This window comes from Proteus hauseri ATCC 700826, assembly GCF_001654965.1.
In the GTDB taxonomy this organism is placed as follows: domain Bacteria; phylum Pseudomonadota; class Gammaproteobacteria; order Enterobacterales; family Enterobacteriaceae; genus Proteus; species Proteus hauseri.
In genome coordinates this window covers 43,247-68,492 of the sequence record NZ_LXEV01000017.1, presented here as the reverse complement: position 1 = coordinate 68,492, position 25,246 = coordinate 43,247, and the positions used below count along the sequence as shown (strand labels likewise).

24 protein-coding genes are annotated in these 25,246 nt (G+C 38.2%); 8 read left to right on the top strand and 16 right to left on the bottom strand.

Annotated features, from left to right (window positions below; translation table 11 throughout):
* Positions 1-65 precede the first annotated feature (65 nt).
* Positions 66-1,316 (bottom strand): esterase FrsA, encoded by a 1,251-nt coding sequence (gene frsA, locus M997_RS06150; RefSeq protein ID WP_064719266.1) that lies wholly within the window; start codon positions 1,314-1,316, stop codon positions 66-68.
* A 242-nt stretch (positions 1,317-1,558) separates the two neighbouring features.
* Complete coding sequence (gpt, locus tag M997_RS06145) at positions 1,559-2,020, bottom strand: xanthine phosphoribosyltransferase (protein ID WP_064719235.1); 462 nt, start codon at positions 2,018-2,020, stop codon at positions 1,559-1,561.
* A 353-nt stretch (positions 2,021-2,373) separates the two neighbouring features.
* Between gpt and pepD the strand changes: the two genes are divergently transcribed.
* Entirely contained in the window at positions 2,374-3,831 is a 1,458-nt protein-coding gene (gene pepD / locus M997_RS06140) for a beta-Ala-His dipeptidase (RefSeq protein WP_064719234.1), read from the top strand.
* A 55-nt stretch (positions 3,832-3,886) separates the two neighbouring features.
* Here pepD and dinB read toward each other — a convergent pair whose 3' ends face one another.
* Complete coding sequence (gene dinB / locus M997_RS06135) at positions 3,887-4,942, bottom strand: DNA polymerase IV (RefSeq protein ID WP_064719233.1); 1,056 nt, start codon at positions 4,940-4,942, stop codon at positions 3,887-3,889.
* 247 nt (positions 4,943-5,189) lie between these two features.
* On the opposite strand from dinB, the gene M997_RS06130 reads away from it, so the two are divergent.
* Positions 5,190-6,062, top strand: coding sequence for a glycerophosphodiester phosphodiesterase family protein (locus M997_RS06130; RefSeq protein ID WP_064719232.1), 873 nt, complete (start codon positions 5,190-5,192; stop codon positions 6,060-6,062).
* 147 nt (positions 6,063-6,209) lie between these two features.
* Here M997_RS06130 and nqrM read toward each other — a convergent pair whose 3' ends face one another.
* The 8 genes from nqrM to M997_RS06090 form a co-directional block, all read right to left on the bottom strand.
* Positions 6,210-6,437, bottom strand: coding sequence for a (Na+)-NQR maturation NqrM (nqrM, locus tag M997_RS06125; RefSeq protein WP_064719231.1), 228 nt, complete (start codon positions 6,435-6,437; stop codon positions 6,210-6,212).
* 19 nt (positions 6,438-6,456) lie between these two features.
* Complete coding sequence (locus M997_RS06120) at positions 6,457-7,479, bottom strand: FAD:protein FMN transferase (RefSeq protein WP_064719230.1); 1,023 nt, start codon at positions 7,477-7,479, stop codon at positions 6,457-6,459.
* A gap of 76 nt (positions 7,480-7,555) precedes the next feature.
* The gene (gene nqrF, locus M997_RS06115; RefSeq protein ID WP_064719229.1) at positions 7,556-8,782 is read right to left on the bottom strand and encodes an NADH:ubiquinone reductase (Na(+)-transporting) subunit F; all 1,227 of its coding nucleotides are present in this window, start codon (positions 8,780-8,782) and stop codon (positions 7,556-7,558) included.
* A 16-nt stretch (positions 8,783-8,798) separates the two neighbouring features.
* Positions 8,799-9,395 (bottom strand): NADH:ubiquinone reductase (Na(+)-transporting) subunit E, encoded by a 597-nt coding sequence (nqrE, locus tag M997_RS06110; protein WP_064719228.1) that lies wholly within the window; start codon positions 9,393-9,395, stop codon positions 8,799-8,801.
* A gap of 5 nt (positions 9,396-9,400) precedes the next feature.
* On the bottom strand, positions 9,401-10,030 hold the full coding sequence (locus M997_RS06105) for an NADH:ubiquinone reductase (Na(+)-transporting) subunit D (RefSeq protein ID WP_064719227.1): 630 nt from the start codon (positions 10,028-10,030) through the stop codon (positions 9,401-9,403).
* Entirely contained in the window at positions 10,023-10,808 is a 786-nt protein-coding gene (locus tag M997_RS06100) for a Na(+)-translocating NADH-quinone reductase subunit C (RefSeq protein ID WP_064719226.1), read from the bottom strand. Before M997_RS06100 ends, M997_RS06105 begins: the two co-directional genes overlap by 8 nt.
* Positions 10,801-12,039 carry an NADH:ubiquinone reductase (Na(+)-transporting) subunit B gene (locus M997_RS06095; RefSeq protein ID WP_064719225.1) on the bottom strand — a complete coding sequence of 413 codons (1,239 nt, stop codon included), beginning with the start codon at positions 12,037-12,039 and terminating at the stop codon, positions 10,801-10,803. The genes M997_RS06100 and M997_RS06095 overlap by 8 nt, the downstream gene beginning before the upstream one ends.
* Positions 12,040-12,042: 3 nt before the next feature.
* On the bottom strand, positions 12,043-13,383 hold the full coding sequence (locus M997_RS06090) for a Na(+)-translocating NADH-quinone reductase subunit A (RefSeq protein ID WP_064719224.1): 1,341 nt from the start codon (positions 13,381-13,383) through the stop codon (positions 12,043-12,045).
* A gap of 415 nt (positions 13,384-13,798) precedes the next feature.
* Here M997_RS06090 and M997_RS06085 point away from each other — a divergent pair, with 415 nt between their 5' ends.
* Complete coding sequence (locus tag M997_RS06085) at positions 13,799-14,566, top strand: L,D-transpeptidase family protein (protein WP_064719223.1); 768 nt, start codon at positions 13,799-13,801, stop codon at positions 14,564-14,566.
* Here the strand turns inward: M997_RS06085 and M997_RS06080 are convergent.
* A complete protein-coding gene (locus tag M997_RS06080) occupies positions 14,537-15,304 on the bottom strand; it encodes a class II glutamine amidotransferase (RefSeq protein WP_064719222.1) in 768 nt (255 codons plus the stop codon). The genes M997_RS06085 and M997_RS06080 overlap by 30 nt on opposite strands.
* A 58-nt stretch (positions 15,305-15,362) precedes the next feature.
* Entirely contained in the window at positions 15,363-15,941 is a 579-nt protein-coding gene (lpcA, locus tag M997_RS06075; protein ID WP_064719221.1) for a D-sedoheptulose 7-phosphate isomerase, read from the bottom strand.
* 239 nt (positions 15,942-16,180) lie between these two features.
* Between lpcA and fadE the strand changes: the two genes are divergently transcribed.
* Positions 16,181-18,628, top strand: a complete 2,448-nt coding sequence (gene fadE / locus M997_RS06070; RefSeq protein ID WP_064719220.1) for an acyl-CoA dehydrogenase FadE — start codon at positions 16,181-16,183, stop codon at positions 18,626-18,628.
* Between the two features lie 111 nt (positions 18,629-18,739).
* Here the strand turns inward: fadE and lysA are convergent, their stop codons facing one another.
* Positions 18,740-19,981, bottom strand: a complete 1,242-nt coding sequence (lysA, locus tag M997_RS06065; protein ID WP_064719219.1) for a diaminopimelate decarboxylase — start codon at positions 19,979-19,981, stop codon at positions 18,740-18,742.
* 113 nt (positions 19,982-20,094) lie between these two features.
* On the opposite strand from lysA, the gene M997_RS06060 reads away from it, so the two are divergent.
* A complete protein-coding gene (locus M997_RS06060) occupies positions 20,095-21,021 on the top strand; it encodes a LysR family transcriptional regulator (RefSeq protein WP_064719218.1) in 927 nt (308 codons plus the stop codon).
* On the opposite strand, the gene M997_RS06055 is transcribed toward M997_RS06060, so the two are convergent.
* Entirely contained in the window at positions 20,998-21,948 is a 951-nt protein-coding gene (locus M997_RS06055; protein WP_064719217.1) for a LysR family transcriptional regulator, read from the bottom strand. The genes M997_RS06060 and M997_RS06055 overlap by 24 nt on opposite strands.
* Before the next feature lie 106 nt (positions 21,949-22,054).
* Here M997_RS06055 and M997_RS06050 point away from each other — a divergent pair, with 106 nt between their 5' ends.
* The gene (locus M997_RS06050) at positions 22,055-22,927 is read left to right on the top strand and encodes an MBL fold metallo-hydrolase (protein WP_064719216.1); all 873 of its coding nucleotides are present in this window, start codon (positions 22,055-22,057) and stop codon (positions 22,925-22,927) included.
* Entirely contained in the window at positions 22,915-23,574 is a 660-nt protein-coding gene (locus M997_RS06045) for a DsbA family protein (protein WP_064719215.1), read from the top strand. Before M997_RS06050 ends, M997_RS06045 begins: the two co-directional genes overlap by 13 nt.
* Before the next feature lie 59 nt (positions 23,575-23,633).
* Here the strand turns inward: M997_RS06045 and M997_RS06040 are convergent, their stop codons facing one another.
* On the bottom strand, positions 23,634-24,257 hold the full coding sequence (locus M997_RS06040) for a prepilin peptidase (protein WP_064719214.1): 624 nt from the start codon (positions 24,255-24,257) through the stop codon (positions 23,634-23,636).
* Between the two features lie 247 nt (positions 24,258-24,504).
* On the opposite strand from M997_RS06040, the gene rsmE reads away from it, so the two are divergent.
* A complete protein-coding gene (rsmE, locus tag M997_RS06035; protein ID WP_064719213.1) occupies positions 24,505-25,236 on the top strand; it encodes a 16S rRNA (uracil(1498)-N(3))-methyltransferase in 732 nt (243 codons plus the stop codon).
* Positions 25,237-25,246: the final 10 nt, after the last annotated feature.

Below are 25,246 nucleotides of genomic sequence, written 5' to 3'. Positions count from 1 at the left end.
AGTCTCCTTAGAGACCCTACTGTTATCTAATCTAATATAATTAGCAAGTTATTGTTTAAAATTAATTATATTAATTTATTATAGATCCAATCTGCACTCTTTTGTAACGCTAACTCTAACCCCTCATAAAGCGGTTTTTCATTAATAGCAAGAATATCGCCATCCATTGAAGAGCGAGCAATTAGCTGAGAATCCTCTTTAGGGCTAATTTCATCCCCTTTCCAATACACCCCCATCATAGGCACAGGAATTCTTCTGCCAATTAATCCTTGGTTTTTCAACGAATAGCTACTTAATGATAAACGTAGGTTATTTTCATCTATATTCCATAACCCCAATCGGCTCGCTAAAACATCAAGATACATAACTGGAATTTTTTTCTGTAACTCTGCTTGGGTAAAGAAAGCGTGAATAAGAGGTCCTAATGCCACCACACCTTTAATTAACTTCGGATAAATATATGCCAAACGAACGGCAATATTTGCACCAAAGCGAAACCCCATTACACCGATACGGGTATGATCAACCCAAGGTATTTCAGAAAGTTGAGTCAATACTTCACCTTGAAGTTGGCAAGTATCTTCAGTGAGTTTCTGTTTTGATGAATAACCAATTGAAGGCATATCTAACGTCAGCATTGCGATACCTTTAGGTGAAAGGTAATCTCTAAAAAAGCTAACATAATCACTTTGAAGACCGTCTAATCCACCACAAAAAATCACTGTTGGATAAGGCCCTCGGCAATCTTTAGGTAGATGAAGAAAACCGGTTGTATTTCCTTTGCCTGCTAATTTGAACGTTAATTTTTTCACTTCAAAAGAAGAAAACTTCATTGAGTTTTCAAATGCTTTCATTGCTAAAACAACGGCTTGATCAGCAAGAAAATCACCATTAATAAATGGATAAGCGGCAATACTATAAAGATTAGCAGCGCGTAACCAACAATCTGCTGCTGCATCACCAGATTCTTCTCTCAACGCTTTTTGTTGCCAAATCATCGCTTGGTGTGACCACTCAAACGACCAACCACCGCGGCGATACCCCACAACAGTATCAATAAATTTTTCATCACTACGAGGTGCATCAAGAACGGCGATTCGACTCAGTACCTCTTCTATTTCAATTGGAGAAATACCACGCCAAATCCACAATAATCGCTGAATAGTACGATACCAATTCTGTTGACTCGTCCCATTGAGTATTGAATGCGTATTGATATTCGTTTTTGGGTGTGTGTACTGTATTAACGTTGATGTTTCTGCATGTTTTGCACGAGGTTTAAACAGTGTTTCAGAAAGGTTTGTATTGTTTGCCATATCACTCATCAATCAGTGGGTATCCAATAAAAAGGGGATAAAATGTCTGAATTCATCATAGCATGAAATCAGCTTGTACTGTGCTAATCACACCATTCGACAGCACTCAAGCATAATATTGATAAGGATAAAAATAGGCAGTCAGGTAAACAAGTAAAAAAAATCCCCACATTAAAGAAATGCGAGGACTTTTTCATAACTGTCATTAGTTTGTAATTTAAATTAATGACTCGCTATAGAATTTATTTTTGGTCACATACTGGTGGAATGAAAGCAACACCCATATCCCAAGGTTGCTCAATCCAAGTATTTTGTGGAATAGAAATCACAAAATCATCAACTAATGGGCTACCTTCAGGCTTAGCAAAGATAGTCACAAAGTGGGCTTTGGGATACATATCACGAATAACTTTAGCTGTGCCGCCAGTATCGACTAAATCATCAACGACGATAAAGCCTTCACCATCGCCTTCTGCTTTTTTTAAGATTTTGAGGTCACGCTGATGATCGTGATCATAGCTAGAAATGCAGACAGTATCCACATGACGGATACCTAATTCACGAGCAAGTAATGCAGCAGGAACTAATCCCCCGCGGCTGACAGCTATAATGCCTGTCCATTGTTCGACTGGTAATAAACGTTGCGCCAATTGACGGGCATGTATTTGCAACATATCCCACGTTACAACATATTTTTCGCTCATAATATTGTGATCCTAGCTACTTGAATTCGAGAGAAGCTTTTTTGCGGAAAAAAAGGTTGCGCGAGATTATAGTGATTTAAGCACCTAAAAACCAGAGAAAAGGTGAAATCTGACGAGATTATTCTCATTTTTTACTAACAAGTCTTTTTTTGACTATAAAACAAACTATATAAAATATTAATCTTACATAGAGATCTAATTTCTTAGATAGAGATATGAATAGAATGACGCATTCCTCAAAATAAAATGATATTCTCGGTTACATTGGCGTATAACGCTCAGAATAATAAAGCTAACCCTTAAATAAAGCGGTAGGCTATTCATAACACAGATGCTGTTATAGGAGATTCATCGTGTCTGAACTATCTACTCTATCCCCACAACCACTATGGGATATTTTTGCAAAAATTTGTTCTATTCCACATCCATCACATCATGAAGAAGCCTTAGCCTCTCATATTCTTTCTTGGGCCGCTGAAAAAGGCCTTTTTGCTGAACGTGATGCTGTCGGTAATATTTTAATTCGCAAGCCAGCAACCAAAGGCATGGAAGATCGTAAAACCGTTGTTTTACAAGCACACTTAGATATGGTGCCACAAAAAAATAACGATACTGAACACGATTTTACTAAAGATCCGATTCAACCTTATGTTGATGGTGAGTGGATCAAAGCAAAAGGTACTACACTGGGTGCGGATAACGGCGTAGGTATGGCATCTGCACTTGCTGTACTGGCTGATGACACTGTAAAACACGGCCCATTAGAAGTACTTTTAACCATGACCGAAGAAACGGGTATGGATGGTGCTTTCGGTTTACAACCAGGTTGGTTGCAAGCAGATATCCTGATCAACACTGACTCAGAAGAAGAAGGCGAAATCTATATGGGTTGTGCTGGTGGTATTGATGTTAAAACCACAGTAAGCCTCTCTTATGACGCTATTCCTGCCAATCATGTCGTAAAACAACTCGTGTTAAAAGGCTTAAACGGTGGTCACTCTGGTGGTGATATCCATTTAGGTTTAGGTAACGCTAATAAATTATTAGCGCGATTCTTAGCGGGTCATGCAGACGAATTATCACTGAAATTAATTGATTTCCACGGTGGTACACTGCGTAATGCTATTCCTCGTGAAGCGAATATTGTATTTGCTGTTCCATCTGAAAACGTTAGCAAGTTAGAAGCGCTTAAAGAAAAATTTGAAGCTTTATTAAAAAGCGAATTAGCTATTGCTGAAAAAAATCTAAAAGTTGAATTAATTGATACCACTACAGATAAACAAGCTTTCTCTGCTGATTGCCAACAACGTTTTATCAATCTACTGAATGCAATGCCAAATGGTGTTATTCGTATGAGTGATGACGTTGCAGGTGTCGTTGAAACCTCATTAAACGTAGGTGTTGTCAGCATTGTTGATAATAAAATTGAGATCCTTTGTTTAATTCGCTCTCTGATTGATAGTGGTAAAACTTATGTTGTTAGTATGCTGACAGCATTAGCAAAACTTGCTAAAGCAGATATCGAAAGCAAAGGTGGCTACCCAGGTTGGAAACCGGATGCGGATTCTCCTGTAATGCACCTAGTGCGTGACACTTATCAGCAATTATTTGATAAAGTGCCAAACATCATGGTGATCCACGCAGGTCTTGAATGTGGCTTATTCAAAAAACCTTACCCAGATATGGATATGGTTTCTATTGGTCCAACGATTCGTGGTGCACACTCACCAGATGAACGCGTTCATATTAAGAGCGTAGGTCAATACTGGCAGTTATTAACAGCAATTTTAAAAGCAATCCCTGCTAAATAATAACACTGAGCTGTAGCCAAAATAAAACCCGCAATTGCGGGTTTTATTTTAATATTCATAACGCTAAAAGAAGTTGCCGTTCGATTTGAGGATCTTGTAATGTGACATGAAATCCAACTAATCTCACTCCTCGCCCATTTCTACGTTCATGCCAAGCTTGATAAGCAATTTTAACGAGATCTTCTTTTTCTAAAATAGGATGCGTATGTTCTTGTGTAGTTAATTGAAAATCATCGAACTTTAGTTTTACACCCTGTCTAGCAATGCGTAAATCCGGTTTTACTTTTATTAATCGTTTTTCTAATTCGTCATATAGCCCATCAAGTAACTTACGACACTCATCCCATGAATTAATATCTTCAGCAAAAGTACGTTCTACGCCAACTGATTTTCTTAACCTATCTGGATTTATTAAACGCTCATCAATGCCATGACTACGCTCCCATAAATTCTGTCCAAATTTTCCCAACGCTTTAACTAAAGAAATAACGTCAGTACGGCGAATATCAGCACAAGTTTTTAATCCCATTTCTTGTAATCGCGTAAAAGTCACTTTACCTACCCCAGGAATTTTATTCAGTGGTAACGTTAAAATAAAGTCGTCCATTTGTTCTGGTGTAATAACAAATTGTCCATTGGGTTTATTAATATCAGAGGCAATTTTGGCTAAGAACTTAATCGGTGCTATTCCAGCAGATGCGGTTAAATGTAATTCATCAAAAATTTGTTGGCGGATCGTTTGAGCAATTAACGTCGCTGACCCCTGACAGTGCACACTATCGGAAACATCAAGGTAAGCTTCATCAAGTGAAAGCGGCTCAATGAGATCAGTATAACGAGAGAAAATTTGGCGGATCCTTACTGATGTTTCTTTATATAGTGCCATTCTACCCGGTAATACGGTTAAGTGAGGGCAAAGCTTAAGGGCATTGGCTGTAGACATCGCGCTACGTACACCAAAACGGCGTGCAGGATAATTTGCAGTACAAATAACGCCACGCCTAGATGCATTTCCTCCCACAGCAATAGGAATATCTTTTAATGCTGGGTTATCTCGCATTTCAATCGCAGCATAGAAACAATCCATATCAACATGAATAATTTTACGCATACAATTCACTCTCAATAATTTACTGTTTAAATATACAGCAATTGAATATTAACTACAATTTTTATCCTTGTTTATGCTCCCTCATTTAGGGTGTTTTTCTCATAAAACTCTGAATAAGTCCGTTTAGTTATAGAATTGTCACAAAGAGATGATAGATTGTTTTTTGCTGCCTTACTTGCTCTGAATTTATTTTTTGTTATTCATACATTCATGTAAATAACCATATAAAACAAGGAAATGAATTTTCATGGTTAAATTATTCATCGCAACTTCTCTCTTTTTTTATTCTATTTTTCTTATGGCCTCTCCTAAAATTATTGCACATAGAGGGGGCGCTGCGGACGCCCCTGAAAATACTGAAATCGCTATAAAAACAGCGCTCAATAACCAAGCGGATGCCATTTGGATAACGCTACAATTATCAAAAGATAATATCCCTGTGCTTTATCGACCGAGTGATTTAAAGAGCCTAACAAATGAACAAGGTGTTATTTCTCAATTCACAGCTGAAGAGTTAGCAAAATTAGACGCGGGCTATCAATACGGTGAAAAACAACAATACCCTTATCGTAACAAGGGCATTACTATCCCAACGTTAGAATATATTCTAACTCAGTTCCCAAACACGCAATTCTATCTCGATTTAAAATCACCTGATGCTGATCCTGTCAGACAAGGTAATGCATTAGCAACTGTATTAAATCGCAATAATGCACTACATCGTACCCGCGTTTATTCAACGAATACCAAATTCCTTGATGCATTACCTGATAATGTACAGCGGTTTGAAAGCCGAGATGTCACTCGTGACATTCTGGCAAACATTACAATGGGGCAAATTTGCTTGTTACCAGAAAATCTTGATGTGACTCGTTGGTACGGATTAGAACTACACCGTAAAGTTGAAGTCGTAGAAAAATACACATTAGGCGAAGCAAAATCAGCATCTGTTTTAAGTTGGAATAAAGATGCTATGTCTTGTTTTCGTGCGGGTGGCAATGCACATATCGTTCTGTTTGGTATCAACACAGAAAAAGACTATGATCAAGCCACACAATTAGGTGCTGACGCCGTTATGGTTGATTCGCCTGCGAATATGAAGAGCTTTAAAAAAGATTAATATTTTAGTTATAACATTTCCAATTATTTATAAGAAAAAAGAGTGACGTTAAATATTAGCGTCACTCTTTTTATTTGATTTATGTTGATCGATTAAATAATAGCGGCGATACCAAACTATTTACTTATCTATCACTTTCAATTCAATTTATAAAATACGATTTTTATTTAATACTTCCTGACGAGCAGCTTCTTTTGCCATTCGCTTTTTACGTGCATCACAAGGTTCTGGACAATCGCACTCTTTTTCAATACCAATAGAACCTAAACCACCACAGCTACCTTGAATACTTTTGCGTTTAACAATATAACCTAACGCCATGCCAAAAAATGCCAGCAGGAACAAGATGAAGGCAAAAAGAAATATTTTTAACATAACCTTCTCTCCTTAAATTCTATTTTTTCAAAAATGGGGCGAATGCCTTACTATAACGCTCTTCAAACCCCTTTTCAGTTTTAACTATCATAAAGACAGGAATATTTAGCTCATTCGCGACTTCTAAGCCTTTTACTGGCCCTAATACGTTTAACCCTGTTGAAATGCCATCAGCGCTCATACAATTTGGTACAATCACTGTAATTGACGCAAGGTTATGCTTAATAGGACGGCCAGTTGTTGGGTCAATAGTATGAGAAAAACGTATTCCATCTTCTTCAAAGTAATTACGATAATCACCAGAGGTGGCAATTGAATTATCACCCGGTTCAATTATTAATTGTACGCTTTGATTGGTACCGTCATTAGCTGGCTTTTCTATCGCGATACGCCAGCGTTTATCGTTACCATTCACGCCCTGAGTTCTTACTTCTCCACCAATATCCACCATATAATTAGTGATATTTTGAGAGATCAAATACTCTGCAACGACATCAACACCATAACCTTTAGCAATAGAAGATAAATCGACATAAAGCTCAGGAATTTTTTTAATTAATGAGTTACCTTCCACTGTTAGATAATCAATACCAATCCACTGTTTACGTTTTTCTAACTCATCTTCTGAAGGTTGATGAGTAAAACGGCCTTCGGGACCAAACCCCCATAAATTAACCAAAGGCCCAACGGTGACATCTAATGCGCCATCAGTCATTTTGTTAATGCGAATGGCTTCACTCACCACTTTTGCGGTTGCTGCTGAAACAGGAAATGGTGTATTGATTTCACGGCTTTGGTTGAAACGACTTAATTCAGAATGAGGACGATATGTTGACATCTGATCATTAACTTCTTCAAGAATACGATCAATTTCTGTCTGTAAGACGGCCTGTGGAGGTGAATTACTATCAGGAACATATTTAATCGAGTAATAAGTTCCCATTGTTTCGCCTTCTAATACCTGCTGTTTTTCACCACATGCAGATAATAATACCAGCGCAAACACCATCACTATCCAATTTATCATCTTTGTTTTTAACATAACTCTCTCTTCTGATCATAAGCGCCCACAGATGTGGGCGCTTGTCATTTCATTCATGCTTTATAGAGAATTTGGATCAACCACCAAAGTCATCAAGCATAATATTTTCATCTTCAACACCTAAATCTTTCAGCATTTTAATAACTGCTGCATTCATCACTGGTGGCCCACACATATAGAATTCACAATCTTCTGGTGCAGGGTGATTTTTGAGGTAATTTTCAAAAAGCACATTATGAATAAAGCCAGTGTAACCAGTCCAATTATCTTCAGGTAGTGCATCAGAAAGCGCGACATTCCAAGTAAAGTTTTCGTTTTCTTTTGCAAGCATATCGAAATCTTCGGTGTAGAACATTTCACGCACAGAACGAGCACCATACCAGAAGCTAATTTTGCGCTTAGAATGTAAGCGTTTTAACTGATCAAAGATATGAGAACGCATTGGTGCCATACCTGCACCACCACCAATAAAGATCATCTCTGCATCGGTTTCTTTAGCAAAGAACTCACCAAATGGTCCGGAAATTGTCACTTTATCACCCGGTTTTAACGACCAAATATAAGATGACATAATTCCTGGTGGTACATCAGGATTACGAGGTGGTGGCGTTGCAATACGCACATTTAACATGATAATACCGTGCTCTTCAGGGTAATTAGCCATAGAATATGCACGAACCGTTGTCTCTTTTACATCAGAAACATAACGGAATAAATTAAACTTATCCCAATCTTCACGGTACTCTTCAGGTACATCAAAATCTTCGTAACGTACTGTATGAGGTGGACACTCTATTTGAATAAAGCCACCAGCACGGAAAGGAACAACCTCACCCTCTGGAATTTTGAGTATTAATTCTTTAATAAACGTTGCTTTATTATCATTAGAGACAACTTCACATTCCCATTTTTTAACACCAAAAATCTCTTCTGGTAGTTCTAATTTCAGGTTATTTTTGACGTTTACCTGACAAGCTAAACGACACCCTTCTTTAGCTTCACGTTTGTTAATATGAGAAAGTTCGGTGGGTAAAATATCACCACCACCATCAAGTACTTTTACTCGGCACTGGCCACAAGAACCACCACCACCACACGCTGACGAGATAAAAATACCTTCGTTTGATAAAACATTGAGTAATTTATCACCTGCTGGTGCATGAAAACTTTTTTCGGGGTCGCCATTGACCTCTACTTCAATATCCCCTGTATTGACCAACTTTGATTTTGCAAACAAAATCAAAGCAGTTAGCACCAATACAATCAGGGTAAACATCGCAACACCTAGAATAATTATATCCATGAGTTCTTCTCACCCTTTATAGCTGAACACCAGAGAAGGACATGAAACCTAATGCCATCAACCCTGTGGTGACAAAAGTAACGCCTAATCCCTTCATACCTGCCGGTACATCCGCGTACTTCATTTTCTCACGGATAGAAGCCAGTAATACGATGGCTAACATCCAACCAATTCCAGAGCCGAAACCATAAACTATAGATTCACTAAAGTTATAGTCACGCTGCGCCATAAATGACACACCACCGAAAATGGCACAGTTAACGGTTATAAGTGGCAAGAAGATCCCCAACGCGTTATACAGCGAAGGGAAATAACGGTCTAAAATCATTTCAAGGATTTGCACTAATGCCGCAATTACACCAATAAAAGTGATGAAATTTAAGAAACTTAAATCAACTCCTTCCATCAATGCGTTATCACGTAGCACATAGTTGTAAACCAGGTTATTCAATGGCACAGAAAGACCTAATACAACGGTTACTGCGACACCCAAACCAAAAGCTGTTTTTACATTTTTAGATACGGCAATAAAAGTACACATTCCTAAGAAGAATGCGAGTGCCATATTCTCAATAAAAACCGCTCTAACAAATAGGCTTATATAATGTTCCATGGTGATTAGTCCTCTTCAACCTGTGCTGGTTTTAATGTACGTAATCCCCAAATTAGCAAACCGATAATAAAGAACGCACTCGGTGCTAATAAGAACAAGCCGTTAGGCTGATACCAACCACCGTTTTGAATAGATTCCATCACAGTGATGCCGAATAATTTTCCTGAGCCAAATAGCTCACGTAAAAACCCGACAAGGATCAAGATAACACCATATCCCAAACCGTTACCGATACCATCCATAAAGCTTTCAATTGGTGGCGATTTCATTGCATAAGCTTCAGCCCGGCCCATAACAATACAGTTAGTAATAATAAGGCCAACGAAAACAGAAAGCTGCTTTGAAATTTCATAAGCGTAAGCTTGTAAAATTTGGTCAACAACAATAACTAGCGATGCAATAATTGCCATTTGAACAATAATACGCACACTACTAGGAATGAAATTACGGATCAGTGAAATAAAGAAGTTTGAAAATGCCGTAACTAATGTTACTGCAATTGTCATCACTAATGCTGTCTCGAGTTTTGTTGTTACCGCTAATGCAGAACAGACACCAAGTACCTGTAAAGCAATGGGGTTGTTATCTAATAACGGCCCAAGAAGGACTCGTTTAATTTCTTTTGTATCAGCCATTTATCTCTCCTTCACGTACTTTTTTCAGGAATGGGCCGAAACCTTTGTCGCCTAACCAGAAATCGAACATATGCTGGATACCATTAGACGTTAGTGTTGCACCAGAAAGACCATCAATGCCATAAGGGCTATCAGTTGCGCCCCCACGAACAATCTTAATTGCAGGTACACCTTCTTCATTAATCAGGTGTTTACCTTTCCATTGTGCTTTCCACTGTGGATTATCAACTTCGCCACCTAAGCCAGGTGTTTCACCATGAGCATAGTAAGTAATACCTTTTGAAGTCACACCATCAATATCAACAGCAACAAAGGCATACATTACAGACCATAAACCAGATCCATAAACAGGTAGTACGACTTCAGTGGTTTTGCCTTGCTCATCTAAAACAAAATAAACCTCTGCGGTATTAGCGCGGCGGCGAATTTTGGCGATATCTTCAGCAGGTGATAATGCGATAGAAGTTTCATCACTACGCAATTCTGTATTTAAATCGAAAGCACCTTTACTGTCTGTCAGTTCACCTGTTTGAAAGTTAACAATTTTCGCTTTAATACGAGAGTCATACACTTTCAATACTTCACTTGCACTCATTTTTGGAGCAAGTAAACCAGCAACATCAAGAATATTACGTTGTTTATCCAGTAGTTTTTGTTCTTCTTGTTTGGATTTTAATCCAACCGCAGAACCTGCTACCACAACGGAACAGACAAGACACAGAATAAATACAACGAGAAACGTTCTTCCGACGCTATCTTTGTTTTTTTCTTTAGCCACGAGCTTTTCTCCGCTTAATATTCGCCTGAACAACCACATAATCGAACAGTGGCGCAAATAAGTTTGCGAATAAGATTGCCAGCATCATACCTTCTGGATAAGCCGGATTGACGACACGAATAAGCACAGCCATTACGCCAATCAGAATGCCGTAAGCCCATTTACCTTTATCAGTAAACGATGCTGATACTGGGTCTGTTGCCATAAACATCATACCAAACGCAAAACCACCTAATACTAGGTGCCAATGCCAAGGCATAGAGAATAATGAATTAGAGTCAGAACCAATAAAGTTAAACAAGTATGACATCGCGATCATTCCCACCAGCACGCCGGCGACAATACGCCATGAAGCAATACGAGCAAAGAGAATGACAGCACCACCAATAAGGATCATTAGTGTGGAAACTTCGCCAATAGAACCTGGTATATTTCCTAAGAAAGCATCCATCCAAGAAATAGGTTGATTTGTCACCACATTCATTAATGCGCTTTCGCCAGAAACGGACCATTGCGATAATGGCGTTGCACCTGAAAAACCATCAGCAGCAGTCCAGACTAAATCGCCTGATATTTGTGCTGGGTAAGCAAAGAATAGAAAGGCGCGCCCTGCTAATGCTGGGTTTAAGAAGTTACGACCTGTACCACCGAAAACTTCTTTCGCAATAACCACACCAAAGGTAATACCTAATGCAGCCTGCCATAACGGTAGTGTTGGTGGCACAATCAATGCAAAAAGGATTGATGTAACAAAGAATCCTTCGTTGATTTCATGACCACGAATAAAGGCAAACAACACTTCCCAGAAACCACCGACAGCAAAAACCACAAGATAGATAGGCAAAAAGTAAGTTGCGCCTAGCAACATTTTACTTGCCCATCCAGCCTCTGCATGAAGTGATGCACCTAGAAACTCAGCTAAACGGTAATGCCAATCTGAAGCAATAATTTGCTGTAATTCAGCACCACTATATAACTGATTAAGTGCAGGAATGGCTTGATGACCTACGTTATACATGCCCCAGAACATCGCTGGAAAGACAGATAGCCAAACAAGGATCATCATACGTTTTAAATCGATAGTATCGCGAACATGACCTCCATTTCGCGTTACTGTACCCGGTGTATAAAACACCGTGGTAACTGCCTCATAAAGCACATACCACTTTGCATATTTGCCGCCGGGCTCAAAATGGTGCTCTACTTTTTCAAATAAATTTTTCAAACCCATGAGTTATCCTTCCTGCTCAATTTTGGTCAATACTTGACGCAGTGCTGGACCATACTCATATTTGCTTGGACAAACATAAGTACATAATCCTAAATCCTCTTCGTCCAATTCCAAGCAACCTAATGCTTGAGAACTGTCAGTATCGCCAACCAATAAATCACGTAATAAATGCGTTGCCATAATGTCTAACGGCATTACACGCTCATAGTTACCAATTGGAACCATTGAACGCTCACCACCATTCATTGTTGTGGTAAATGCAAAGCGTTTATTTTTAAGGAAGTGACCAATCGTGGTACGGGTAATAGAAAACTTATCAGATCCTGGCATTCCCCAACCAAAGAGTTCTTTATCGCGACCTTCACGCAATACAGAAACTTGGTTATGAAAACGTCCGAGGTAATGATGAGCCTCATCAGATTTCCATCCCCATAATACAGAGCCAGAAATAATACGATTTTCATCATCAATCAGCTGATCTTGAGTTAATTCATAGAGATCAGCCCCTAAACGAGAGCGTAGCAAGCGAGGCGACTTAACTTGAGGGCCACCTAATGCAATAACACGTTCAGTATATAAAGATCCTGTAGTAAACAGATAACCAATAGCGATAACATCTTGGTAATTTAATTGCCAAACCATTTTCTTAGCACTTACTGGTTCTAAGAAATGAATATGTGTACCAGCAAGCCCCGCAGGGTGTGGCCCTACAAATTGGTTATAGCTAATTTGTCCGTCATTTAATTTAGTTGGTGATGACTCACCATGACAAACATAAACTTTGCCTTCGGTTAATTTACCTAAAATCACCAAGCCATCATTAAAGGCTTTTTCGTGTTCTTGAATAATAACCATAGGATCTGCTGCAAGTGGATTGGTATCCATTGCAGTAACAAAAATAGCAGCTGGTGAGCTACCTAAATGTGGTGTACGGCTATAAGGACGAGTTCTGAGCGCAGTCCACATTCCAGAATTAACTAGATTTTGTTCAACCTGTTCACGCGTGAGCGATGAAAGTGATGCGCTATCATAACGATTGAAAGTGATTTCTTGGTCGCCATCAATTTCGATAACAATAGATTGAAATACACGACGCTCACCACGGTTAATTTCGACAATTTTACCACAAGCAGGACTGGTGAAAATAACACCAGGATTCTTTTTATCTTCAAAAAGAACCTGCCCTTTCTTAACATGCTCACCTTCCGAAACCACCATAGAAGGACGCATACCAACATATTCTTCACCTAGCAATGCTACGCGTCGAATTGTGGGTCCGTCTTCTATTACTTGGGCAGGCGCTCCTGCAATTGGGAGGTCGAGTCCTTTTTTAATTTTAATCATAAGATTTGCACAAGTTTATCAGTTAAACCCTAAGCTACAAATTCACCCCGAAAATGTAGCGACTCTGTAATAAAAGCACCTTAAGGCACTTTGAAGCCTTAAGTTATTTATCTCCGATAATTGTTACTATTTTCTCTTATTCTGCCGACCTGAATTTTATCATCTCAGTTTAAAGCTGTCTGACTATTCGAGTGATTTAGCTCAAGCAAATAGGAATATTATTTTGACTGAAACGTTAACAACTCGTATAAACCGAATTAAAATATCACATTTATCGTCGTTAGATTAAAATTCATACAGAATAATTTGTAAATTAAAAAGTTTCATATTATATTTTTATTTACAAATTTATTGCTTCATCGCAATCTAACACCTACTTTATCAACAAATATTAAGCTATTTTACTGATAAAACCATGACCAATCACGCAAAACAGTTAATCACTTTTTTAACATTAATGTTAATAAGCTTGTTAGTTAACGCAGATAATAGTTCAAAATTTCTTATAGATCCGATAGAAAAAAGTACTGGAAAGCCAATCTATATTCAAATTTTCAAAGAAGAAAGCTTGCTTGAACTTTATATTGAAAATCCAGATGGACAATTAGAAAAAATACGTAGTTACCCTATCTGTAGCTATTCCGGCGGATTAGGGCCTAAAAAGTTTCAAGGTGATTTAAAAAGCCCAGAAGGCTTTTATCAAGTAAATAATCGCCAATTAAATCCGAATAGTCGATTTTACCGATCAATAGACTTAGGCTTTCCCAACCAATATGATAAATCCCAAGGATATACAGGCGACTTTTTAATGATCCACGGAGCGTGTAAATCAGTAGGTTGTTATGCGATGACAGATAAAGTTATGGACGAGATTTATCAATATGCAGAGTTAGCATTACAGAAGGGGCAAAACACAATAAATATTCATATTTTCCCATTTAAAATGACCGCTGAAAATATGAGAAAACATCAATATTCCGTTAATATTGATTTCTGGCAACAACTAGCACCTGCTTATCATTATGTAGAAGAGCGCCATAAAATACCGGCTATTACCATTAATAGAGGGCGTTATTTTGTCAATAATACTGATATCCCCCCCACACTTAACTTATCGCAAAATACATTACCTAAAAACACACCACTTAAATGGCTAGAGAACTCTCACACCGCGATCAAATAAAACAAACTCTCCAACTGGAATACGTTGCCAAGATTCATTACCAGTAAGAGGTAGCGTTGAAATAACAGAAACAACATCATCAGACTGAGTATGTTGCTGAAAATCAATTTCTACATCTTGATCAAGTAATTTAGCTTTACCGAAAGGGGCTTTACGTGTAATCCAATGCAAATTAGTTGAGCAATAGGCCATTACAAATCGCCCATCTGATAACAGCATATTAAATACGCCTTTTTGCCTTAGTTGATCCGCTAGTATAGCAATATAACGAAAGACAGCAGGCCAATTAGCAGGAGTACGCTGATAACGGTTTTCAAGCTGATTTAAAATCCAGCAAAACGCCTTTTCACTATCCGTTTGTCCAATTGTTCTAAAACGTCCTGAATCAAGCGATTGATAGCCTTTTAGCTGTCCATTATGTGCATAAGTCCAATTTTTACCCCATAATTCGCGAGTAAATGGATGAGTATTTTCTAAAGAAACATTTCCACGATTTGCTTGACGAATATGTGCAATGACTGCCTCTGATTTAATCGGATATTCCTGCACAAAGCGAGCGACAGGTGATACAGCACTGGCTTGAGGATCTTTAAATGTACGACACCCCAGTCCTTCATAGAAAGTAATTCCCCAACCATCTTTATGAGGTCCCGTTTTGCCACCTCTAGGGATCAATCCACTCAAACTGAAATTAATGTCTGTTGGTACATTGGCACTCATGCCTAACAGTTCACACATCGCTCACTCCTTCTTGCTAAGACTAAAAATACTCTTTTACAGCGATATCAACAGCGAATTATTTTTCCATTTCTTTTTCAATTAATTGGATAAGAATATGAATAACTTTAATATGAATTTCTTGAATGCGATCAGCATAACCAAAATGAGGAACTCGAATTTCGATATCTGCTGTACCATCCATTTTACCGCCATCTTTACCGGTTAACGTGATGACTTTCATGCCTTTTTCACGCGCAGCACTAATGGCTTTAATAATATTACCTGAGTTACCTGAAGTTGAGATCCCCAGTAACACATCGCCTTCTCTGCCTACCGCTTCCACATAACGTGAAAATACATATTCGTATCCAAAGTCATTACTCACACACGAAATATGACTGACATCAGAAATGGCAATTGCAGGATAGCCGGGTCTATTTTCACGATAACGCCCTGTAAGCTCTTCGGCAAAATGCATAGCATCACAATGAGAGCCGCCGTTACCACAAGATAATACTTTGCCACCAGCTTTAAATGAGTCTGCAAGTAATACTGCTGCTTTTTGGATAGCGTCGATATTAGCGTCATCTTGCAGAAAACGTGAAAGTGTATCTGCTGCTTCTGTTAATTCACCACGGATAAGATCTTGGTACATAGGATTTTTACTCCAGAAAGGGTAATCGAAAATTTCTGTTTCTCAGTGTAACGGATCCAATGCCATGAAAGAAGATGCTGCTTATCAGCAAATGCTAACTTATCTCATTTACGAATAATTTGTGAGCTATATTGTAATTAGAATGTAAAAATATTGATAAAAACTAGTAACTAGATTAGATCTAAAGAACAAACAACAGGTCTGACCTCTGACGTCTTGCAAAATACAGGAGTTTTATTATGACCCTACTCAGTATTGTGCTTTTTTTAGTTTTAATCGGCATACTTAGTTATCGCAAATATAGCCTTGTCGTTAGCAGTATCCTTATTATTGCTTATACCTTTGTAATGGGACTCGCTAATATTTGGAGCTATTGGTTACTTCTTCCAGTCGCGATAGTCTTATTGCCTTTAACGCTTCCATCAATCCGAAAAGCGTATATATCAGCGCCTGCGCTTAAGGCATTTCAAAAAGTCATGCCTTCTATGTCTAAAACAGAACAAGAAGCGATAGATGCGGGAACAACATGGTGGGAAGGTGAGCTTTTCCGAGGTGCTCCAGATTGGAAACAACTCCACAATTACCCAAAACCTCAACTAACCGCAGAAGAACAAGCATTCCTTGATGGCCCAGTAGAAGAAGTTTGTCGCATGACAAATGACTTTGAAATCACTCATGAACTTGCTGACTTACCGCCAGAGATCTGGCAATACCTAAAAGATCATCGTTTTTTTGCGATGATCATTAAAAAAGAGTATGGCGGATTAGAGTTCTCGGCTTATGCGCAGTCTCGTGTGTTACAAAAACTGGCTGGCGTATCAGGTATTTTAGCCATCACTGTTGGAGTTCCTAACTCATTAGGCCCTGGGGAATTACTACAACACTATGGTACTGATGAGCAGAAAAAACGTTATTTACCTGGTTTAGCAAAAGGTGATGAAATCCCTTGCTTTGCGTTAACTAGCCCAGAAGCCGGTTCTGATGCAGGCGCAATTCCTGACAGTGGCGTTGTTTGTATGGGGGAATGGCAAGGTGAACAAGTATTAGGTATTCGTTTAACGTGGAATAAGCGCTATATCACCCTTGCCCCTATCGCAACCGTGTTAGGTTTAGCCTTTAAATTACGCGATCCCGAGCACCTGTTAAGTAATGATGAAAATCCGGGGATCACCTGTGCTTTAATTCCAACCGATGTAAAAGGTGTTGAGATTGGCTCACGACACTTCCCATTAAACGTACCATTTATGAATGGCCCTACACGCGGAAAAGATGTTTTTGTTCCTATCGATTATATTATCGGTGGTCCAAAAATGGCAGGACAAGGCTGGAGAATGCTGGTTGAGTGTTTATCTGTTGGCCGTGGTATTACTCTGCCATCTAACTCAACAGGTAGCTTAAAAAGCGCAGCAATGGCTGTAGGTGCATATTCACGCATTCGCCGCCAATTCAAAATTCCTATTGGAAAAATGGAAGGTATTGAAGAACCATTAGCACGCCTTGCTGGTAATGCTTATTTAATGGATGCTGCATCCACTTTAATTACCACGGGTATTATGCTAGGTGAAAAACCCGCAGTACTCTCTGCTATCGTCAAATATCATTGTACTCACAGGGGACAGCGCGGAATTATTGATGCAATGGATATTGTTGGTGGTAAAGGTATTTGTCTTGGTCCTTCAAACTTCGTTGCTCGCTCTTATCAAGGTTCACCTATCGCGATAACTGTTGAAGGCGCCAATATCTTAACTCGCAGTATGATAATTTACGGACAAGGTGCAATTCGCTGCCACCCTTATGTTTTAGATGAAATGGCTGCTGCAAGAGATAGCAACTTACATGATTTTGATCGTGCTTTATTCGGTCATCTTGGACACGTAGCAAGTAACACATTGCGCAGTATTTGGTTAGGTATCACTAATGGTCGTTTAAGCCCAACACCAACGCATGATGAAACCCGTCGTTATTATCAACAAATTAACCGACTCAGTGCAAATATGGCTTTATTATCTGATGTTTCAATGGGCGTTTTAGGTGGCAGTTTAAAACGTCGTGAACGAATTTCAGCGCGCCTAGGTGATATCTTAAGCCATATATTCCTCGCCTCTGCGGCGCTAAAACGTTATGAAGATGAAGGTCGTAATACTGCTGATTTACCGTTAGTGCATTGGAGTGTTAAAGAGTGCCTTTATCAAGCAGAGAATGCCATTGATGAGTTGCTACGCAACTTTCCTAGTCGCTTTATTGCTGGCACTATGCGCGCAATTATTTTCCCTGTTGGCAAAGCGCAGAAGCTACCTTCAGATAAGTTAGATCATAAAGTTGCACAGATTATTCAGCAACCCTCTGAGACTCGTGATCGCATTGGCAGAGGGCAGTTTCTTACTCCATCGGAGCATAATCCTCATGGCTTAATGGAAGAAGCACTGCTCGATATTTTAGCTGCTGAACCTATTTTTGACCGAATCTGTCGTCTTTATGAAAAGAAATTTAGCTTCACTCAATTAGATAAATTAGCAGATAAAGCATTAGCAGATAAACGTGTAACAATCGAAGAAGCGGATATTTTACGCAAAGCAGAGCAGAGCCGCTTACGCAGTATTAATGTCGATGAATTTGATTTTGATGCTTTGGCGGTACCCGTAAAAAAGCCTAAAGCTGAAAATATCAAACCGAACAAAGCGGCTTAATAAAACGCATTTAAGTACTCACCAAATTGGATAAATAAAAAAACACCTCATTATTAATCAGTTAATGAGGTGTTTTAATTGATTACGACTATTAATTATCACATCGTGATGCTAGATATCTAGTTCCAATGCCAACAGCTCTTCTATTGTTTGGCGACGTCTAATTAATTGTGGCTTTTTATCAATAACTAATACTTCTGGAATAAGTGGGCGACTATTGTAGTTAGATGACATTGAAGCACCATATGCTCCGGTATCGTGGATAACTAAGTAATCACCAACTTGTGCATCAGGCAACAAACGCGGAGCAACCCTACCACCTTCTTGTTGCGTAAATACATCCCCAGATTCACAAAGTGGGCCTGCAACAATTGTCTCTTGCTTATGTTCGGTTGCTTTCAATTGACCATTCTTATCCAATACAGAAATTTGATGATAGCTGCCATACATCGCAGGACGCATCAAATCACTAAATCCTGCATCTACCAGTACATAATGGCGATTTCCCATTGATTTAACGGCTCTTACTTGAGAAATCAATACACCAGATTCAGCCACTAAAAAACGTCCGGGTTCGATTTCAAGTTCAATTTTATGACCTAAATGTTGAGCAATTCTCTGGCGTGCATTATCCCATAAAGAGAAGTAATGCTTTAAATCAACGCTTGTATCACCTTCTTGATAAGGCGTTGATAATCCGCCACCAGCTGAAATAGCTTGAATATCAATATTGGATGTAAGTACTTGCTCAACCATCGCATCACATACCGTTGAAAGATGTTGATAATCAACACCAGAACCTATGTGCATATGAAAGCCAATTAACACCAAATTATATTGACGGATAACCTCTAATGCTTCAGGAACATCTTCATGCCAAATACCATGTTTGCTGTTTTCGCCACCTGTATTTGTTTTTTGGCTATGACCATGGCCAAATCCTGGATTAACTCTAATCCAAACAGCATGTCCCTGATTACGCTCACCTAATTGGCGTAACATATCTATCGAGCCGGCATTGACAGGAATATCTAATTCAATAACGCGCGCAATGGTTTGTTCATCAAGTAAATCAGCCGTAAATACAATTTCGCTTTTGTTTCGACCACCGTGATAACCCGCAACTAAAGCACGTTCTATTTCACCAAGTGAAACAGAATCAACTTTAACGCCTTGCTCTCGCATTAAGCGTAAAATATGTATATTAGAACAAGCCTTTTGAGCAAAACGAACGACATCAAAACGATTCAGCTGCTCAATACGTTGAGTGATAGTTTCACCTTGATAAACCCATAATGGAGTTCCATAGGTTTGAGCCAGTTGATATTGCATTAAATTGAGAGGTGTTGTCATGATGCTTACTCATAAAAGCTATAGAAGAATGAGATCATTATTTATCAACTTGAGCGGGAATAAAAATATCAAATAAGCTATAGTCTATTCATATTTGATATAGGAATAAGTCTATGAACACGGTTTTTAGTTGGCGTCACATCGAAATTTTTCACGCAGTTATGACAACTCAAAATCTTACTGAAGCCGCTGAGCTACTAAAAACGTCACAACCGACAGTCAGTCGAGAACTTTCTCGTCTTGAATATCTATTATCATTTAAATTGTTTGATAGAGTAAAAGGCCGTCTTCAACCAACAGCTGAAGGATTACGTTTTTTTGAAGAGGTCCAGCGTTCTTATTATGGGCTTGAACGTATTATTAATGCGGCAGAGAGTATTCGTCATTTTAAACAAGCCGAGTTAAATATTACTTGTTTACCTGCTTTTGCTCAGTCACTGCTTCCCTCTATTTGTCGTCAATTTCTAAATCAACACCCCGATGTTAATGTCACCATTGTCCCTCAAGAATCGCCACTATTAGAAGAGTGGTTATCAGCACAGCACTATGATTTAGGGTTAACAGAACATACACAAGCCCCAGCGGGTACCTTACAAGAAACGCTATTAACCTTAAATGAAGTCGCAATTTTGCCTAAAGCGCACCCATTAAGTGAAAAAACGTTGTTACACCCTAACGATTTTCAATATGAACGTTTTATTAGCCTATCCGGTAATGATCCTTATCGACAACTTATTGACGCATTGTTTATAAAAGAAGGCGTTTCTCGGCAATTAATAATGGAAACACAAAGTGCTGCTTCAATTTGTGCAATGGTCAGCGAAGGTATAGGTATTTCTATTGTCAATCCTATTACTGCGTTAGATTACCAAAATAAATCCCTTTGTTTACGCCCTCTTAGCTTTAAAATTCCGTTTACTGTTAGCCTTATTTATCCTTCTCATCGGCCATCATCACAGCTTATAGATTATTTTATTCAAGAAATGAAAAACATAATAAAAGACTACCCAATGCGATTAACGCAAGCTTTTTCGCACTAACTGATTATTTAAAAAATGACTGCCCGATAAAGCATTCCAATGAGGAGATAAAGAAAACCACTCAACTAAAAAATCTAATAATGCACGCACAGCTGCTGGCATATTTTGTCGACTAGCTAACACGGCATAAATCCCCATTGGTTGAGCTTGATAATCAGATAAAATTTGAATTAGCTCACCATTTTCAAGATAAGGTTTTACCGAATAATAAGGTTGTAATGAAATACCTGCGTTTCTTAACGTTGCTTGTAACAGAACAACCGATTCATTCGCACTTAAATTGCCTTCAACTGGCACGGAAAAGCGTTCATCACCTTGATTAAACTCCCATAAACTACGACCAAAAAAGCGATAAGTTAAACACTGGTGATGGGCAAGTTCGTCAGGTGTTTTAGGCACGCCTTTTTGGGCTAAATAATCGTTGCTTGCACAAACCACAGAAATACAAGTTGCTAATGGGCGCGCAATTAAATTAGGTTCAAGATGATTAGTAATGCGCAACGCAATATCAATACGCTCTTCAACCAAATTAACGGTTTGATTTGTTATCTGTAAATCAACCGCAATAAGTGGATAAATCAGCATAAATTCTGATATCGCTACAGATAAAACACTATTCGCCAGTGACTGTGAGCTAGTTATACGCACAAGCCCACTAATTTGATGACTCTCTTTGACCACATTAGCAGGGATCTGCTCAGCCATTTCTAATAATTGTAAACTTTGCTGGTAAACTTGTTCGCCCACTGAGGTTAAACTTTGTTTACGGGTTGTCCTATGCAACAACCTAACACCGGCCCATTCTTCCATTTCATTTAAATAACGAGTCACCATTGCTCTAGACATACCAAGGTAATCGGCAGCTTTTATCATGCTACCTTGTTTAACTATAGTGACAAAAACTTCAGAGGCTTTAATTTTATCCATCGTTATTTGCTCGATTTATGCAACAATGCATTCACTAAAATACGGTTTTTCTCTCGATATATGCAATCTATTATAGACAGCATCAACATTATGGAGAAAACAAAAGATGAAAAAATTAATTCCGTTAGCACTTGCAACTACAACACTTTTCGCAACCTCAGCGATAGCAACAGAGTTAACTATCGATATCTATAACCCGGGTGAAGCGAGCGTTTTTCCTGTTTCTTCCGAAATTATTTATGGCAATAAAGATGTTGTTTTAATTGATGCTCAATTTCAAAAAAATGATGCTCAAGTCTTAGTTGATAAAATCAAAGCATCAGGAAAAAACCTTTCTTACATTTATATTAGTCATTCTGATCCTGATTTTTATTTTGGTTTAGATGTTATCACTCACGCTTTTCCTAATGCCAAAGTCATTGCATCAGCCCCCACAATTAAAGCTATTAACGAAACCCAAGCAGGAAAACTCGCCTATTGGGGACCTGTACTTAAAGAAAATGCCCCTGAAAAAATTATCATTCCTGAAGTAGTAACAGGAGACAGTTTTTCAATTGAAGGTGAAAAAATCTATATCAAAGGGTTAGATGGTCAATCGCCTAATAGAACTTATCTTTATATACCTAAATTAAATGCGGTAATGGGTGGTGTATTACTTTCTGAGAATATTCATGTTTGGTTAGCAGACACTCAATCAAAAGCTGAACGTCAACACTGGATAACTTCATTACAACAAATTAAAACGTTATCACCCAAAACAGTTATTCCTGGACATTATTTACCAACCGCTAATTATGATATGCGTGCTGTTGATTTCACCATCAATTACCTTAAAGAAGCAGAAGCTAAACTCACTGTGACTAAAAACTCAGATGAATTTATTACCGCTATGGATAAGAGCTATCCAAACTTAGCAGATAAATCGAGCCTAGAACTCAGCGCCAAAGTACTCAAAGGGGAAATGCAATGGCCTCAGTAATTAGTGATTCAAACAATAACAAAATACTACACTATGTTTATGATCCACTCTGTGGTTGGTGTTATGGCATTGTTCCACTTATTGATGTAGTTAGTAATGAATTCACAAAAGCCATAAAGTTACATGGTGGTGGTTTATTTACTCCTGCAAGAGTCGTTACAGGTGGTCAATCATGGAAAGAACATGTAACCCCTATTGATGAGAGAATTAGCCAGTTATCAGGACAATTATTTAGCCAACAATACCGTGATAACCTTGCGAATACACAAATGACACTAAATTCATTACTCCCAATCTCAGCAATAATGGCTGCTGATAATATGGAGAACCAAGGTATTCGATTGTTAAAAGCCTTACAAAAAGCTTATTACCTTGATGGGCTTAATATTAGCGATAAAAAAGTTATCTTATTTATTGCACAAAAATTAAATTTTGATATTGAGTTATTTTCATCTTTATTCACTCAAATCAGTGAACAACAAGTGACTCAGCATTTACAACAAACTCAGCAATTAATGAACCAAGTTAATGGGCGTGGTTTTCCAACTCTTTTTATTGAAGACAACCAAACTTATCAGCTTGTACCAACAGAAAAATATTTAGGTGATGTGCCGCGTTGGCGGCAGTTTTTACAAAAAGCATTATAAATTTTATTCTATAAACAGGATGTGTAGATCTTTTCTGCACATCTTTTTTATTATATTGACTATATCAATTTAATAAATAGAACAGTTAATGCAGCAAAAGCAAGACAAGGACCAAAAGCAATTTTCTTTATAGCTATTTTAATTGTTAGGAATAAAACACCATAAACAGTTATTCCTAATAAGGATGCAATACAAAGAATATAAGGTAATAAATCTAATCCACACCAGGCACCTAATGCACTAAATAACTTTACATCACCAAATCCTAAAACACTGTTTTGATAAACTGAATATCCAAATAAATAGATACTATAAAAAAGTAAAAAACTGGCGATAAAACCGTTAAAAGAAGCCTTAAATGGAATTAATCCATAACAAGTGCTATTGATGAGAAAACCCCAAAAAAGTAATCCAAAAGTTAAGCTGTCAGGTAAAAGAAAATAATCGGCATCAAAGAACGATAAAGCTAAGAGATAAAAACTCAGAATAGACAGTAAAATAACGCAAGAGAAACTAGAGAACCTCAAACTCCAACCTAAACAAACCCAAAAAAAAGCCAACCAGAGTTGATGTTGTCTAGATGCTGATAATAAAGACAACACAGAAAATGGTAGTAAATAAGATCCCCCCCTGAAAAGGGAAAACAGATTTGTTACGGTTATGATATTTTTAATTAATGGCATCAATATCTATTCCTTAGATAGCTCATCATCCTTGTAAAATGAGCATAAAATACAACGAATAAAATGCCGAGATAACATCGAAATATTACAGAGAAAACATCTTATTTTGCGCAAAGCTTCGCAGAAAACTGGCATTAGAAAGGCAGCAAAAGTAAAGTGATACTTGCATGCCATAATGGCATGCGTATGATGCATATCACATATTTTTTCTCACGGTTAACTATCTTTTACGTAAGGGTTTCACGTTATGCGTATTCCTCGCATTTATCATCCAGAACCACTCATTGCAGGTACTCAGACTTCATTAGATGATGAAGCATCAAACCATGTTGGCCGCGTATTAAGAATGACAGCAGGTCAAAAACTCGCGCTGTTTGATGGCTCAAATAACGTATTTAATGCTGAAATAATTGAAAGCACAAAAAAAACCGTTAATGTGCAAATTAATGAGGGACAACTTGATGATAAAGAATCCCCACTCGATCTCCATTTAGGACAAGTGCTTTCTAGAGGCGAAAAAATGGAGTTTACTATCCAAAAATCGGTTGAGTTAGGTGTAAATACGATCACTCCCCTGATCTCTGAACGCTGTGGTGTTAAACTAGATCCTAATCGTTTAGAAAAAAAACATCAGCAATGGCAAAAAATTATCATCTCAGCTTGTGAGCAATGTGGACGAAATAAAATTCCACAATTAATGCCAGTTATTACATTAGAGGAATGGTGTGCACAAGTTGATGATAGTTTAAAACTGAATTTACATCCTAGAGCCAGCCAAAGTATTAATACCTTGCCACTGCCTGTCAAAAAAGTACGTTTACTTATCGGCCCTGAAGGAGGACTTTCTCCCGAAGAAATAGCAATGACGGCAAAGCACCATTTTACTGATATTTTATTAGGTCCTCGTGTATTAAGAACTGAAACAACAGCACTCACCGCAATCACCGCTTTGCAGGTTCGGTTCGGCGATCTGGGATAAAGGAGAAATA